Raw genomic sequence first — 13,190 nt, forward strand, 5'->3', positions numbered from 1 at the left:
TTTCTAAACGGACTGTTCCTAGTAAATTACTAGTTAAGCAGCAAACCGTTTTGTTCTCCTAATTCAATGTACAATTTCAACAGCATCACGTCCGTCGATTTCTTGTACAAGTACTTTTATTTTTTCATTTTGTGCCGTAGGAATATTTTTACCTACAAAATCGGCACGAATTGGCAACTCGCGATGCCCTCTATCTACTAATACAGCCAAAGCAATTGTACTGGGACGTCCGATATGAATTAATGCGTCCAGTGCTGCACGAATCGTGCGCCCGGTAAATAGCACATCATCTATCAACACAATATTTTTATTGGCAATGTTAGTTTTCTCTTCATCATTTAAACCCAAATTATCATCACGATTCAAGACATCGTCACGGTAATTTGTCACATCAATCGCCATGACAGGGATATTAACGTCTTCCAATTGCTCTAAACGATCGGCCACACGGTGTGCTAAAAATTCACCTCGTGTTTTAATACCCACAAGAACCAAATCTTGACCACCCTTATTGCGTTCAATTATTTCATAAGTAATACGTGTCAGTGCTCGTTGCAACGATGCATTATCAAGTACCTCTTTATTAGTCATAATCATCTGTATATGGCAGACCTAATCAATTGTTGCCACACATTCCTTTCATTTTAGATAATCGGTGTCAATGTGTCTAATGCTGCCTCAAAATAGGCCGGCAAAGGACTATTAAATGTTAGTTCTTCATGCGTTTTTGGCTGTATCAAGCTTATTGTTTTCGCATGTAATAACTGCCCTTCTAAATTCACACCAGGCAGTTTTTGTGCAGAACCGTAGACCGGATCCCCAACTACAGGGTGTCCAATATAGGTCATGTGTACACGAATTTGATGCGTCCTACCGGTCTCAAGTTGCACCTTTAATAAAGTATAACCAACATAGCGTTTTAATACTTCAAAGTGCGTGATTGCCTCACGACCGCCTGATTGTACTGCTTGTTTCTTACGATCTACTTTGTGCCTTGCAATAGGCGCATTAATCGTACCAGATTCTTCTGTAAATTCGCCGCGCACTAACGCATAATAGATACGTTGGTTTTTATGATCTTTAAGTTGAGCTGATAAGGCTTGATGTGCTTCATCATTTTTAGCTACCATAAGTAATCCACTCGTATCTCGATCAATACGATGAACAATACCAGGACGAAATTCACCATTAATAGTTGACAATGGTGCATGATACAACAATGCGTTCACTAATGTCCCAGAAGTATGTCCAGCAGCAGGATGTACCACCATGCCTTGCGGTTTGTTAACCACTATCAGATCATTATCTTCATAGACAATACTTAGTGGTATGTCTTCTGCAACAATTGCCGTATTTTGTACTTCAGGCGGTGTCAGTGTCACAGTATCTCCAGATACGACCTTATAAGACCGTTTCACCTTTTTCTGATTCACTAAAACGGTGCCATCTTGTATCCAATCTGCTAAAACTGTACGTGAGTAAGGAATATCCTCCTTTGCTAAAATAGCATCCAGACGTCCTTGTTGTTCTTTGATATTAATTGTTATTTTTTCCGCCATGCGTATTCATATATTCCTTAATTTGTTGTGCAATATTGGCGCTTAACCAATATTTACGTAATCTTCCAGCACGTGTAAATGATAAAGTATGTCCATTTAATTGCCAATTATCAATTTGAAGTAATGATATTTTTTCATATTCTGCACCAAAAACCCGCCCCAGGAAAAGTTGTGCTCCTGCAACATATATCCGTCGACGTAAAATAATTACGATCGCCAAAACTAACATCACTACAATATAAGCAATCGGTATAATTTGAATTTTAAAGCCTATTTCACTCCAAAAGATAATGCCAGCCATCAAAAAAATAAGCCACCACAGCCATCCAATTTGCCCTGTTGAATCTACTGGTTGGAAAAATCCGCGCTTTGGTATCATACTTTTCTATTACCCCTACTTTATTAACATAACTTGTTTACTGTATAAAAATATAACTGATTATGCTTTTCAAATTGTTCTTCTTTATTTTACCATGGATTTCAATTACGTTTTAAGAACAATTTTAAGCAACCCTCATTATGTCAAATAATCTTTGGCTAGAATGAATTAAATTATGATGTTAATATATTATTGTAGAATAAAGGAGCTAACTTGATGATTACACTCTATGTTGATGCCGCACGTGATATACATACTGGTCAAACAGCTGCCGGTACTGTGATTATCATCGATAAAATACAGTCACAACAAAAAGCTGCCCTTCCTATTACTCAAGACAATCATGAAGCTGAGTTCTGTGCTCTGATTTGGGCACTACAGCAATTACCAAAAAAAATCGATATTTTAAAAATTTATAGTGACTCTCAGATATTGATTGATGCCATTGATAAACAATATGCTAAACATTATCAACCATTTGTAGACAATATTATCAAGTTATTATCACCATATCCGTTAGTCTTAAATCAATGGCTGCCTGAAAAAGAAAATTTAGGTGCACATCATCTAGCTCTACAGGCATTACAACAGCATAAATTGTCTTAATGAAAAAAGGATAACGTTTTCAACAAAGTTGCTGAAAGCGTTATCCTTTTTATTCATACTTTCTTTAATACTGCTTATTTAACAAGCGTCTTAGCTAGGTAGAAGCAGCCCAGTATTGTCACCGTTGGCAACAAGGACAATATACTCATCTAAATCTGGTACGTTTAAGTAATCACTCATTTGTTCAGCAAAACTTTCTTCCACCTGCTTTAATTTTTTCTCTCTTTTATATATCTCTTTCAATTTTTTGCTAAAACCAGCGACTGGTCAGGACATTAAGTCCATCACTAGTATAAATTTCAATAATATCCACATCAACAATTAACAACAAATTATCCAAATCACCTGTAAATTGACGACTCTCTACCACATCAGATTCCCATTGACGCCTTTTTAACTTCAAAGTATCTGATTGTCGGGTAATCGTAACATTTTGGCCCAGCTGTAACTGCCAATCATCGGTAATATTTAGCCGGTATTGTCCAACACTAATATTCTCGACGTTATCTACCTCTTCAGGATCTAAAATCTCTGAAATAGGTTGCTGTGTGAGTTGATTATGGTCGTTGACATGTAATTCACGCGGTACCGTTAGAACATGTACCCATGAGTTACTTTTAATGGTGGGTACAGCACTTTCACGTTCTGGCGTCATCATCCCAGCCCATCCCCACATAATACGGCGACCATTGAGTAAACTCATTGTTTGTGGCGCGTAAAATTCAAACCCTTGGTCAACTTCCTTAAATTCTGTCTCTACATGAAATCGTGCTGTTTTTTCATCAAAACGACCAATGACGTAACCCGTATTATGAATATTTTCAAAACGATGATTTTTTAGATCAGGAGTTAGCCCTTGGGGTGAAAACATTAAAACTTGTCTCCCATCAACGTCGACAAATCCTGGACATTCCAGCATATAACCACGTACATCTAATAATTGATCTTCAATTAGCGACCCTTTGTATTGCCATGTTTTGAAATCGGTTGATTCATAAATAATAATATCACCAATCTTATTATCATGTTGCGCACCAAGGATTAAAAAATAATGACCATTCTTGCCTTGCCAAACCATGGGATCACGAACATCTTTCGTGAAACCTTCTGGATGTGGGAATAATTCACCTAGCTTTTCAAAGTGAATCCCATCATCACTGACAGCCCACATTTGCGAGGACTTCACACTGTGCCCTGCTTCATCACGGACATTACCCGTATAAAAAAGATATAAACGATCCTCATGAATAAAGGCTGCACCAGAATAAATACCAGCACTATCCAAGTTTTCAAGTGATGGTTTTAGCGCGGATGCCACCCGCTGCCATGTTTTTAAATCATCTGAAACAAAGTGTCCCCACTCTTTATATTTATGGTCACAAGCATATGGGTTCCACTGATAAAATACATGATATTGACCTTTAAAGAATACCAAACCATTAGGGTCATTCAACAAACCATTTGTTGGATATAAATGAAACTGCTCAAAAGCAGTTTCGTCATTTGTTACTAACATTCAATCTCCTTACGCCTTTGCCATATTGACGTTTTCATTAACAACTTTTGGTACAGCTGTCAAAATCGCATTACCAGGTACCACTTCTGTGCCATATGATTCATCTAATGCAACATCTGCAAATTCTTTTGTATTAGTGACAATCACCATTGTTGTCACTGGGTATCCAGCGTCGACAATGATTTGTTTATCAAACGTTCCCAAAACATCGCCTTTTTTAACCTGTTGACCTTGTGTCACTTGACTCTCGAATCCTTTACCATCAAGGTTAACTGTATCAATCCCAATATGGATAAGTACTTCTACATCATCTGTTGTTTTCAAACCATAAGCATGGTTTGTCGCATAAGCAACTGTAACTTCACCATCAGCCGGTGCAAGCACCCGATTATCAGTTGGTTCAATAGCTACACCCTGTCCCATCATACCACTTGAAAATACTGGATCATTAACAGAGGCAATATCTACCAATTGACCAGCAATCGGTGCAGCCACCTCGAAACCGTCATCATGTTGATCAACTATTGTATCATCATTATTTTGTGGTTGATCCATTTCTGGCATGTGTGAACGGCCATAAGCCAAAGTCAGTGTGAAAGCTAATATGAAACTAATCGCAATTGCGATGAAGAATCCCACCCACTTATTGGCGGGAATAGCAATAAATCCAATCAGACCAGCCGGTCCAAGTGATGATGACATGATTTGGAATAATCCCATCACCAAACTTGCAATACCAGATGATCCCAATGCAATGAAGAATGGGAACTTGTATTTCAAGTTAACACCAAACAACGCAGGTTCAGTAATTCCTAACATTGCTGAAGCACCAGCTGATGATGATAAGGCACGTAACTTCACATTGCCTTTAGCCAAGAAGTAAATTGCAAATGTAGCAGCACCTTGCGCAACGTTGGCAGCTGCGGCAATTGGGAAAATGAAATCACCACCTGTTTTTGCAATATTGGCTAATAGTTGGGTTTCAATAGCTGGGAAACTTTGATGCAATCCAGTAATAACAATAGCTGAATAAAATGAACCAAATACCGCATAACCGACAAAGCCAAATGTTGTGACTAACCAAACTAATCCATCAGTAATACCGTTTGATACAATACGTAGTAATGGACCAACGACGATGAAAGTCACAAAGCCAGTAATCAACATTGATAGCATTGGTGTAAATGTGAAGTCAATAGCACCTTTAAGGTGCTTATGAAAGAACTTCTCCAGAGTAGCTAAGATAAAAGCAACTCCGATGATTGGTAGCACTTGCCCTTGATAACCTGCTTGAGCAACTGATAAACCAAACAAATCCCAAGTCGGCATTTTTCCAGTGGCTACTGCCTCAGAAACGTTATAACCATTAATCAAACTTGGCATAACCAGCATCATACCAGCAGCTGCACCAAGGATTTCACTGCCACCAAAACGACGTGTAGCTGTAATACCAATCAGAATGGGCAGAAAGGCAAATGGCGCACTAGCCATTAAATTAACCATTTCCGATAACCCTGTTATTTGTGGAAACATTTCGACCAATGACTTAGGACCAAACATCCCTTGTCCAGTCAAAATGTTGTTCAAGGCCATTAACAAACCACCAGCAACCAAGGCCGGTATTAATGGTACGAAAATGTCTGATAATACTTTGATTAAATCCATTAATGGGTTTTTCTTACCAGATTTTGCAGCAATGTTTTTCAAGTCATCAGTGGATGCTTGTTTCACACCAGTTAATTTCACAAATTCATCATAGACATGATTAACATCCCCAGGTCCAACGATAATTTGATATTGTCCATTGGCATTAAAAGTACCTTTAAGATCAGGATCATTATCTAATGCTGTTTGATCGATCTTTTTAATATCTTTAACTACCAACCGTAATCTAGTTGCGCAGTGAGCTGCTGCGACAATATTGTCTTTTTGTAACGCTTTAGCCACGCGCTTTGCGACTTCTTTATGGTTCATTTTTCTTTCCTCTATACATGTCAACAAAACATGCCTTATATAACAACGTATGATAGTGCACTTTGGAACCGGTTCTTTATTACACTTTATATTGTAACCGCTTACATAATATTTTGCAAGCCTTTATTTTAATTTTATTTGTCGTGAATTTGTGACCTCAATATACACTTTTTCTGATATTATTAAATTATGCATAAAAAAATCACAATTAATGACATCGCAACATTAGCTGGTGTTGCAAAAAGTACGGTTTCACGTTACCTTAATGGCGGTTCCGTTAGTCAGCATACACGACAAAAAATCGATCGTATTGTTGAAGAACACAACTATGCACCAAATACATTTGCGCAAAGTCTAAAACAACAAGTGAATCACACGATTGGCGTGATTGTTCCTAGATTAGATTCAATTGCGCAATCTGACATGTTGCGTGGACTAGATGAATTGAACAAAAATGATACTTTTTTAATTGTTAATATTTATCAAAACAGCCAACGTGAACTAGCTGCAATCAAAAAATTACAGTCCCAAAATGTTAGTGGATTGATTGTTTTAACTGCTAATTTAACGGATGATATTCGTGAGGCTTTGAAAGAATCTCAACTACCAGTTATTATTCAAGGACAAGATGAACCTGATTTTCACCGTGTAATTTTAAATGATATTCAAGCAGGTCAAGCTGTTGGGCAGTACCTCAAAAAGTTAACACCTAAAAATGTGCTACTCTTAAAGGTTGATGCCACATTAGATCGTGCGGTTGGACATAACAGATTTGTCGGCATTGATGATGCTCTTTTAGGTATTCCGCATAAAGAAGTCGTCACTGACTTTAAATTAGATGTTGCCAAATCAGATGCGTTAATAGCCATGGAAAAAGAAAAATTTGATCTCATAATTGGTGCGAGTGATCGTATCGTAGTTGGTGCCATGCAATCTGCATTTTCTCTTCATCAACAACCGCGTTTTATTGGATTTGGTAAATCTTACTTCAGTGAGACTGTCACGCCTAATTTAACTAGCTTTGAATTTGATTTTTTTGAAACTGGTAAGCAACTCTACCGTTTGTTTTTAACCATTCGTGATCACCCACAGACAGAAATACAACGTATTGTAATGGACGGAAAATTAGTTGTGCGTGATTCGACTGATTTAATGTGAAAATCTAAATAAAAAGCAGAACATGTGCCTACATGTTCTGCTTTTTATTTAGACTTTATTGATCGCTCTTCAACACGCCGCCAACTGAGTAACGGTCTTTTGGCATTTCGCGTACAATCACATGGACTGCTTCACGTGAAGCTCCGGCATCTTCTACTATAGCATCGGTAATATCCTTAACCATCTTAGCTAATTGTTGATGTGTACGTCCTTCTAATAACTCTACTTGTACGATAGGCATAAATTTCCCTCTATTTTCTTAATTTTTATTATCTTCTACTTGACCAAGCTGCGCCTCTAATTGCTGTTCAGCTTCAAGTTGTGCTTCAACGGTTTCCACTTTAGGTACCGTTATCGCCTTTTTCATTTGTAATTGCCGATCTGCATCAAAGAACTCACCAGATACACTAACTGTACTAATTAAATTAATGAATGCTTTTGGATCTGCGTCGTGCACAATTTCTTGCATTTCAACTAATTCATAACGTGATAATACCATCATTAATGTCATCGAGTCAAGCTTTGTGTAAGCACCCTTTGATGGTAATATTGTAATACCGCGGATCAGATCCCTATGCAGTGCTTCAACAACGTCATCACCCTTAGAAGTTACAATTAAAGCAGTTAATTTCTGGTAACCTGTATACAGTGCGTCGATTGCTCGACCTGTTGCATAGATACCAATTAACGTGAACAAGGCGTTTTGCCAACCGATAAATGCACCAGCCACAAGCACGACGCCAAAATTAATTGCATTCATCAGTGCACCTAATGACTTACCAGTACGCTTCTGAACAACCATCGCGACAATGTCCATGCCGCCTGTAGAGAAGCCATAACGTAAGGCTAAGCCAATAGATACACCTAACAAAAGGCCACCAAATAAGGATGCTAATAGCGGATCAGTGGTAAGTGAGTGCGTTGGTACTACAATTTGTAGGACAGCAACAAAGATTGAATTCAAAAAACTCAGTATGGTAAATCGACCACCAATCATTTTCCAACCAATAATACCAATTGGTATATTGAAAATCATAATAAAGATTCCAGTTTGTAGGTCTAAACTAAACGCGTGAACAAATAATAATGATAGTAACTGTGCAATACCATTAAAGCCACTTGAAAAAACCTTATTAGGAATCAAAAAGGCATTCAATGACAACACCTGTATAGCGGAACTCGCCAAAAAAATAATAGAAGTTAATAAAATTTTCCGCCAATTAATTGTAATTTTTTTCATGTTGATAGCTTACTCCTCAGACAAATAAAACGACTCCCTATATCATAACAAAAAACATATATAAGTTATAGTATTTTGCACTGACACAAAATATCATTACAACATCAACCTTATTTCAGTTTTCAATGCGAAACAAACAAAAAAGCCACGACATTCACCCGTGACCAGTTATATAATCTTTAATTATCAATAATTTTCAAAATATGCATCTGTTTCCCATTCTGAAACGTATTGACGATATGATGTGTATTCAATTTTCTTAGCTTCAATAAATTTATCTGCAATGTGTGTACCAATTGCTGAAATAACAGTTTGATCGGCCGATAACTCACGAACAGCTGCCAATAATGTATCAGGCAAATCCGTAATACCAGCCTTAACGCGTTCAGTTTCATCCATCAAATAGATATTCTTGTCAACTGAAGCAAGTGGTTCTAACTCATTTTTAATGCCATCCAAACCGGCAACCAAAATGGCTGCTAATGTTGTATATGGGTTCGCAGTTGGATCAACAGAACGCAATTCCAAACGGGTTGACTTGCCACGTGAAGCAGGCACACGTACCATTGGTGAACGGTTAGATGCTGACCAAGCGACATAGACAGGTGCCTCAAATCCAGGCGTTAAACGCTTATATGAGTTAACCGTTGGATTAGCCAAGGCAGTTATTGCAGTTGCATGAGCTAATAATCCACCTAAGAAGTTATAAGCAGTCTTTGACAATCCCATTTCATCAGAAACATCTTCAAATGAATTTTCTGAATCACGGAATAATGACATGTTAGTGTGCATTCCTGATCCATTAATACCAGCTACTGGTTTTGGCATAAATGTTGCATAGTATCCATTTTTACGTGCAATTGTCTTAACTACCAACTTAAATGTTTGAATATTATCCGCAGCTTCAAGTGCTGAAGCATACTTAAAGTCAACTTCGTGTTGGCCTTCTGCGACTTCGTGATGAGCTGCTTCTATTTCAAATCCCATTTTTTCAAGCGTCAATACGATTTCGCGACGAACATTCTCACCTCTATCAAGTGGTGCCAAATCAAAATAACCACCTTGATCATTAAGCTCAGTTGTCGGATTACCCAATTCGTCAAGTTTGAACAAAAAGAACTCTGGTTCAGTCCCAACATTGAATGCTGTAAACCCTGCTTTTCTAGCAGATGCTAATGCCTCACGCAAGGCATGTCGTGGATCACCAGCAAAGGGTTCACGATCAGCAGTATAGATATCAGCAACCAAACGTGCTACTTTACCACCATGGCTGTCTGTAGCCCATGGGAAAATCATAAATGTTGATAAATCAGGATATAAATACATATCTGATTCATTAATACGAACAAATCCTTCAATTGATGAGCCATCAAACATTAAATCGTTAGCTAATACTTTGTCCAATTGTGATGTTGGTACTTCAACATTTTTAATTGCACCCAAAACATCAGTAAATGTTACGCGAATAAACTCCACGTTTTCATCTTCTACGAGCTGTTTGATTTCTTCTTTGGTAAATGATTTTCGTGCCATGGTTTCCCTTTCTTCTATGCAACATGCGATGATTAATATGATACGTTGTAAACTAGCGTCCAAATCGACCAATTTGTGCAAATTCTTTTTGCAATGATCGACGTAACGCTAATTCGGAGTCATGCTTTTCAAGTGCTATACGGTGTTGTTTGGCAAATATTTCTTGAATATCTTTAATTGAATCACCAGCATCTAGAAAATCCTTGATTTCTAGGAGACGGTCAACGTCATTTAACGAAAAACGGCGCTGACCACCTGCACCACGATTTGGCATAATAAGCTCATTCTGCTCATAATAGCGGATCTGACGATCCGACAATAAGGTAAGCTCACGTACTGTGCCAATGGGTAAAATTGCTAAGTTTCTTCTCAATTCACGTTCGCTCATTGAACAACCTCCGTTAACATACTTATATTGTAATAGATTTTTTTGCACTGTGCAAATACGTGTTAGGAAACCTGACATCAATTTTATAAATATGATCCCACAACTTACTTGGCATCATACCATGTATCACCATAATGATTGTCAACCTTCATTGGGACATCCAGTGACACAGCTGAATCCATGACACTAGTCACCAATTCCGATAATTCACTAATTTCATTTGATGGCGCTTCAAAGATTAATTCATCGTGCACTTGTAACAACATACGTGCTTGCAAGTTATTTTCTTTCAATGCGCTATTCACTTTAATCATAGCAATTTTAATAATATCTGCAGCAGAACCTTGAATTGGAGAATTCATCGCAGTTCGTTCAGCAAAACTACGTAAATTAAAATTTTTTGATTGTATATTTGGTAAATAACGACGTCGTTTCGCGATTGTTTCAACAAATCCTAACTCGTGCGCACTTTGTTTAATTTTATCCATCCATTCATGAATTTGCGGGAATTCTTTAAAATAAGTGTCTATAAATTGCTTTGCCTCAGCACGTGAAATACCTAGGTTGTTAGCTAACCCAAAGTCAGAAATACCATATACAATACCAAAATTAACAGCCTTGGCTGTACGACGCATGTTAGCATCAACCGGTGTGTCATCAGCTAATCCAAAAACAGCGCGAGCTGTCTCAGCATGAATGTCCTCACCATTTAGGAAAGCCTTTTGCATGTTTTTATCGCCAGTGATGTGAGCCAATACGCGTAACTCAATTTGGGAGTAATCAGCGCCAAATATTTGCCAATTTGGTTCACTCGGTACGAATGCCTTTCGGATTAAACGCCCTTCTTCTGTTCGCATGGGAATGTTTTGTAAATTAGGGTCTACTGATGATAATCGCCCTGTTTGAGTTAAAGTTTGTAAGAAACGTGTATGAATTTTACTATCTTGTGGATAAACAACAGACAACATGCCATCAATGTAGGTAGATTTCAACTTAGCTAATTGGCGATATTGCAGTATATGGTCAACAATCGGTGCTTGTGACGCCAATTTTTCTAATACATCAACTGCAGTGGAGTAACCAGTTTTTGTTTTTTTAATGACAGGAAGCCCCATCTTTTCAAAAAGTAAAATACCTAACTGCTTGGGTGAATTAATGTTAAATTTTTCACCGGCTTCAATATAAATAGCATCCTCTATAGTATGAATACGTCCTTGCAAATCCACACCCATATCGTATAGGCGCGTTTGGTTAATTTTAATACCTTGGTATTCCATATCAGCCAATACGTGCGCCAATGGTAACTCAATTTCAGTATAAAGATGCATTTGCTCATGTGCTTTTAACGCAGCTAACGCAGGTAATTCTAGTTGCATTAACGTATCAGCTTTATGTGCGAGATGCATCAAAACACGTCCCTCATCATCTGGTACAGCAAATTTAGCACCTTTACCATAAATTTCATCATCAGATGACATATAAACATCAAAACGCTGGGCTAATGTAGATAATTCATTATCATTATCCGTCGTATCCAATAAATAAGCAGCTAATAGAAAATCAAAATGGGTGCCCTTTAGTTGCAAACCTAAACGCTTAAACAAGATCAACTGTGCTTTAACATTAAACACATTTTTTACAACGTTCTCATCTTCAATAATTGACTTTAATTCTGTTGTTTGTAACAGTGTCATATCACGACTAGCATAATAACCGACTTCTGGATTTCCTATCACAAATCCAATCATCTCATCAATATGATAGTTATCACCAGTGGTTTCAATATGTACAGCCACTTTTTTGCCAAGCATGGTCACAGCTCGCAGATTAGTGTCAGTCAATGTCACAACATGAACTTGGGTTTCTTTTTGTTCATCACCACCGGCTATTTGCCCCGATTTTCGTAATGCTTTAATTTTTGCTAACTGTTGTTTAAAATCTAAATCTTGATAAAAAAGTACAAGCTTATCATAATCTATGCCCCGATATTCGATTTCTTGCAATGGCAAATCTAATGTTGCATCTGTACTAATTGTTGCTAATTTTCTAGCACGAAACGCAGATTCACGATCATTAATCAAATTCTCTTTCATTTTAGACTTTTTCATGTCTTCAATGTTTGCATACAAATTATCAATATTTTCGTATTCCGCTAACAATTTTAATGCAGTTTTTTCACCTACTTTAGTGACACCTGGATAATTATCTGATGTATCACCTGTTAATGCTTTTTTCTCAATAATTTGCTGTGGTGTCAAACCATACTTTTCCATGATGTAAGCTGGCGTATAGCGTTCAAGTTCTGTGACACCTTTTTTAGTCACATTAACAGTAATGTTATCCGTTGCTAACTGAATTAAATCCTGATCCCCAGTGATAATGGTGACTGAATAACCAGCTGCCTCACCCATACGAGAATACGTTCCAATAATGTCATCAGCCTCGAGCCCTATTTTTTCGTAATTTCTTAAGCCATGAAGCGCAACCATTTCACGTAAATAGGGAAACTGTTCTTTAAATTCTGATGGTGTTTTTGAACGGCCATCTTTATATTCAGGAAATAGTTGCCCACGATAAGTGTCTTTTCCAGAACCTGCATCCCAAGCAACAAGTGCCAAATCAGGTTGCATCGGATCAACAATCTGGTCTAAAAAGTTATTAAATGCTACCAAGGCATTTGTATGTAATCCGTTATGAGATATCATACGATCGAGTTGCTGATACATCGCATAAAATGCACGAAACGCTAGTGAATTGCCATCAATTAAAAGTAGTTTTTTTGTCATCTTTATTTCCTTTACCTGTTTCTAGTGTAACAAAAAAACAGCCCTAAGGCT

Annotated in this window: 12 protein-coding genes and 1 pseudogene; 2 read left to right on the forward strand and 11 right to left on the reverse strand. The window is 37.5% G+C overall.

Translation table 11 applies throughout. From position 1 onward, the window contains the following. Positions 1–63: 63 nt before the first annotated feature. Genes pyrR through FGL89_RS01655 form a run of 3 tightly spaced genes read right to left on the reverse strand, consistent with a single transcriptional unit; the run spans position 64 to position 1,938 of the window. Complete coding sequence (pyrR, locus tag FGL89_RS01645; RefSeq protein WP_014974147.1) at positions 64–591, reverse strand: bifunctional pyr operon transcriptional regulator/uracil phosphoribosyltransferase PyrR; 528 nt, start codon at positions 589–591, stop codon at positions 64–66. 53 nt (positions 592–644) lie between these two features. Further along, positions 645–1,559: an RluA family pseudouridine synthase gene (locus tag FGL89_RS01650; protein WP_135197294.1), complete on the reverse strand. Its 915-nt coding sequence runs from the start codon at positions 1,557–1,559 to the stop codon at positions 645–647. Next, positions 1,537–1,938, reverse strand: a complete 402-nt coding sequence (locus FGL89_RS01655) for an EbsA family protein (RefSeq protein ID WP_135197293.1) — start codon at positions 1,936–1,938, stop codon at positions 1,537–1,539. The genes FGL89_RS01650 and FGL89_RS01655 overlap by 23 nt, the downstream gene beginning before the upstream one ends. 216 nt (positions 1,939–2,154) lie before the next feature. Between FGL89_RS01655 and FGL89_RS01660 the strand changes: the two genes are divergently transcribed. Then, a complete protein-coding gene (locus tag FGL89_RS01660; protein ID WP_135197292.1) occupies positions 2,155–2,544 on the forward strand; it encodes a ribonuclease HI family protein in 390 nt (129 codons plus the stop codon). Positions 2,545–2,618: 74 nt separating this feature from the next. Here FGL89_RS01660 and FGL89_RS01665 read toward each other — a convergent pair. From FGL89_RS01665 to FGL89_RS01675, 3 genes and pseudogenes are all read right to left on the reverse strand, one after another. After that, positions 2,619–2,745, reverse strand: a pseudogene (locus FGL89_RS01665) (fructokinase); the annotation flags it as partial. A 49-nt stretch (positions 2,746–2,794) separates the two neighbouring features. After that, entirely contained in the window at positions 2,795–4,060 is a 1,266-nt protein-coding gene (locus FGL89_RS01670) for a glycoside hydrolase family 32 protein (RefSeq protein ID WP_135197291.1), read from the reverse strand. 9 nt (positions 4,061–4,069) lie between these two features. Further along, positions 4,070–6,034: a sucrose-specific PTS transporter subunit IIBC gene (locus tag FGL89_RS01675; RefSeq protein ID WP_135197290.1), complete on the reverse strand. Its 1,965-nt coding sequence runs from the start codon at positions 6,032–6,034 to the stop codon at positions 4,070–4,072. Positions 6,035–6,223: 189 nt separating this feature from the next. Between FGL89_RS01675 and FGL89_RS01680 the strand changes: the two genes are divergently transcribed. Then, positions 6,224–7,192 carry a LacI family DNA-binding transcriptional regulator gene (locus tag FGL89_RS01680; RefSeq protein ID WP_135197289.1) on the forward strand — a complete coding sequence of 323 codons (969 nt, stop codon included), beginning with the start codon at positions 6,224–6,226 and terminating at the stop codon, positions 7,190–7,192. 55 nt (positions 7,193–7,247) lie between these two features. On the opposite strand, the gene FGL89_RS01685 is transcribed toward FGL89_RS01680, so the two are convergent. The 5 genes from FGL89_RS01685 to polA form a co-directional block, all read right to left on the reverse strand. After that, positions 7,248–7,433 carry a 2-hydroxymuconate tautomerase gene (locus FGL89_RS01685; RefSeq protein ID WP_014974139.1) on the reverse strand — a complete coding sequence of 62 codons (186 nt, stop codon included), beginning with the start codon at positions 7,431–7,433 and terminating at the stop codon, positions 7,248–7,250. A gap of 18 nt (positions 7,434–7,451) precedes the next feature. Then, the gene (locus FGL89_RS01690) at positions 7,452–8,432 is read right to left on the reverse strand and encodes a YitT family protein (protein WP_135197288.1); all 981 of its coding nucleotides are present in this window, start codon (positions 8,430–8,432) and stop codon (positions 7,452–7,454) included. A 186-nt stretch (positions 8,433–8,618) separates the two neighbouring features. Further along, the gene (glnA, locus tag FGL89_RS01695) at positions 8,619–9,965 is read right to left on the reverse strand and encodes a type I glutamate--ammonia ligase (RefSeq protein ID WP_014974137.1); all 1,347 of its coding nucleotides are present in this window, start codon (positions 9,963–9,965) and stop codon (positions 8,619–8,621) included. 52 nt (positions 9,966–10,017) lie between these two features. Beyond that, the gene (locus tag FGL89_RS01700; protein WP_014974136.1) at positions 10,018–10,353 is read right to left on the reverse strand and encodes a MerR family transcriptional regulator; all 336 of its coding nucleotides are present in this window, start codon (positions 10,351–10,353) and stop codon (positions 10,018–10,020) included. A gap of 104 nt (positions 10,354–10,457) precedes the next feature. Next, positions 10,458–13,139, reverse strand: coding sequence for a DNA polymerase I (polA, locus tag FGL89_RS01705; protein ID WP_147000313.1), 2,682 nt, complete (start codon positions 13,137–13,139; stop codon positions 10,458–10,460). Positions 13,140–13,190 lie beyond the last annotated feature (51 nt).

Source organism: Leuconostoc carnosum (assembly GCF_007954525.1).
Lineage (GTDB): Bacteria > Bacillota > Bacilli > Lactobacillales > Lactobacillaceae > Leuconostoc > Leuconostoc carnosum.